The sequence below is a fragment of the Vibrio ouci genome, from assembly GCF_004551525.1.
In the GTDB taxonomy this organism is placed as follows: Bacteria; Pseudomonadota; Gammaproteobacteria; order Enterobacterales; family Vibrionaceae; genus Vibrio; species Vibrio ouci.
In genome coordinates, this window is sequence record NZ_SATR01000176.1 from 1 (window position 1) to 2,716 (window position 2,716).

Annotated in this window: 2 protein-coding genes; both read left to right on the top strand. The window is 40.3% G+C overall.

All coding sequences use genetic code 11. From position 1 onward, the window contains the following. Positions 1 to 180: 180 nt before the first annotated feature. Positions 181 to 1,272, top strand: coding sequence for a hypothetical protein (locus ELS82_RS24920; protein ID WP_134837764.1), 1,092 nt, complete (start codon positions 181 to 183; stop codon positions 1,270 to 1,272). A gap of 155 nt (positions 1,273 to 1,427) precedes the next feature. Then, positions 1,428 to 1,889, top strand: coding sequence for a GNAT family N-acetyltransferase (locus ELS82_RS24930; protein ID WP_134837765.1), 462 nt, complete (start codon positions 1,428 to 1,430; stop codon positions 1,887 to 1,889). The last annotated feature ends 827 nt before the right edge of the window (positions 1,890 to 2,716 follow it).

Here is a 2,716-nt window from a genome sequence, read left to right on the forward strand (position 1 = left end):
ATCAGCATCGAGGAAATCGTTGTTATAACAAGCAATTTAAGAGGGATTCACAACGCTTGGCGCTTTTGCTTCTACTTCAGTTTTAGTGTTTATGGCACAATTCTTTAGGTTTGGGTGGCGGCGTTGTTCACCCCTTAATTGGGCGTTATGTAAATTGAGTCAAACGGGAGAAATATCTCATTGGAAAGTCTATTAAATCCTACTTTACCGAGCAATATAAGTTCATTTTATGAAATGCTCGTCTCAGTAGCTGGCGTTTTGCTTGGTATTGGCTTTGCTGCAATGCTTTTTATTTTACAAAGTGGTTTTTCATCGTTTAAGTTCTCTAGACGAATGTTTGTAATGTTGTATCTCTACTTTGGAAAGCAAGTTCTCCTGTCTTTGGCGTATTTAACAATCATGCCGTTTTTAGTTTTGTATTTGGCAGAAAGTAAACAGTTGACAGCTTTTGTTCATTTACTGTTTTGTCTCTTTTTCTTAGTTAGTGCTCTGGATTACGCGAAAGAAGAGGGTTACATAACTACAATACATAGCCACAAATTTGTTCCATCAACATATGGTAAGTTCCGTAGTTACTTTCGGTATATATACAATCGCGGACTATTAAGAAACATAGTGCATCTATTGCCTCCTTTTTTTGTTGTTTTGTATCCTTACATACTGTCGTTGAACTCTAGTTTTACGTTAGAGTTGACGGAAACGGCGATGTTTTATAGTTGCTTATTAGTTCTTGCTTATACGCTGTTCAAACTAACTATGTTCGTACCGGAATTTTTTACATTCACAGAGATGGAGTTCCAATCAGCGCATAAGCTAAATGAAGGTAAGGCGACGTCAGATGAGTCTAAAGCCAAAAACGAAAAAGAGTTGGAGCTTCTTAAAGAATACTTGGTTAATCACGGTGTAAGTGAACTTAGCCCTATGTCTCCATTTGGGTTTATGGATGGGGAACTTACTGCAAACCTTGTCCCGAGCAATAATGGGGTTGCCCATTTCAACTTCTATATCAGAATTAACAATGCCACTCCCTTAATGGTAAGAGAGCAAGTGGCGAATTATGGGTATCAGTTTGCAAATCGTCTTCTGAAGTCAAAAACAGACATTACTCAATATGTAATGTCCTTTCATGTAAAAATTGGTACAGACAAACAGAGAAATCTGTTCTTCAGATTCGATATGCATGACTTTGAACAAGCAAAAGTCAAGAATGTAAATAGCCCTATGTGTATCTATGATCTAAAAAATGTTTGTATCGATGAACTGTTTAGGTAATTTACATAACAAACTGTTCAAGAGGGATTCGCAACGCGTGGCATTTTCACTATGCGTTGCGTTTGGTGTTTAAGGTGGTATGCGGCGGCAGCGGTACTGCGTTGCTCACACCTTAACAGGGCGTTATATGTTTTGGTCAATTTAGGTTTTTTACAATGCTGAAGCTAAGAAAAGCAGAGGCTCATGAGTTAGATTTCATCTATTTAATGGGCTTCGATGTATGGGGTGACGGTCTTTCTTCTGATGAGTACTTAGTTGGTTGTCGTAATAGTGAAAAATACTTAGCTGGTACTTGGTACGTATTGGTTGAAAAGGATCAAGTTGTATCATCTCTTATTGTTTATAGCGACATGTTCGATCTCGAAGAGGGCTCTTTTGGTATTGGTTCTGTGGCTACACCTCAAGAACTACGACATAAAGGCTATGCGTCAAAGTTGGTTAACCTAGTCAAATCTGAGTTATTTGACAGGAACCATTGCAAGGCTTTGTACCTACATAGTGATATTGAACAGCAGTTCTACATGAAGCTTGGTTTTGTCAGTATTCAGGGCTCTGACTGCATGATCTACACAAAGGAACCAGAGGCTTCAAATGGAGCAATACCAGCATACTTTTAGCTTTGAGTTCTATATATAACAAAGCATTTAAGAGTGATTCGCAACGCTTGGCAGTTTCGCTTCGCTCAAGTATAGCCAAGCGTCGCTCACACCTTAATGCGGCGTTATGTTTACTTGTATTTCAAAGGCTTAAAGGTCTTAGGCTCTAGTTCTTTGTCCCTCTGGCAATTAGTCCCTAGTAGACTCAGCAAATCAGTATTGTCGGTCTAAACTCTTGAACCAATCAGCCCGTAAAACATGCCAATGTTCGTGGGTTGCTTCATTGTCAGGTCGTGGCGGTCGGTTTCTTGTTTAACTGGCTTAAAGTCGCTTTTGGGTTCTTTGCCAAGCAGCATTTCGGTTTGGCAGTTGCCTCGGCAATTTAGCATTGTTTTGCGTTTTGGTAGGAAAGAAAGGGCACTTGTTGTCACGAGGGCGGGTTGCCTCATTGGGCAGGGAAGTGGAATTACTCGTTTCTGGTTGGTCGCCTTTGGTCGCCAAGTTGATTCTTACCTTGTGGTTTGCTTCAGAAAACTAGTCAGAAATAGCAGTTCTTTCTCAAGTAAATCATGTATTTGTGGTAAAACATAACAAACAATTCAACAGTGATTCGCAACGCTTGGCGCTCTCACTTCAGGTTGAATTTAGTGTTTACGGCGCAGTGTTCAAGTTCAGTGTCTGCGCTGCTCACACGTTAATTGGGCGTTAGGCAAAGGGCACAAAGTTCTTTGTTCTAATCTTCTTGCTCTCTCTGGCCACCTGCTTTTCTTCGTCGGCAATTCTGTATTGTCGGCTCAAATTCTTGAATCTCTCCAACCGTAAAGCATGCCAAGATTTGTGGGTTGCCT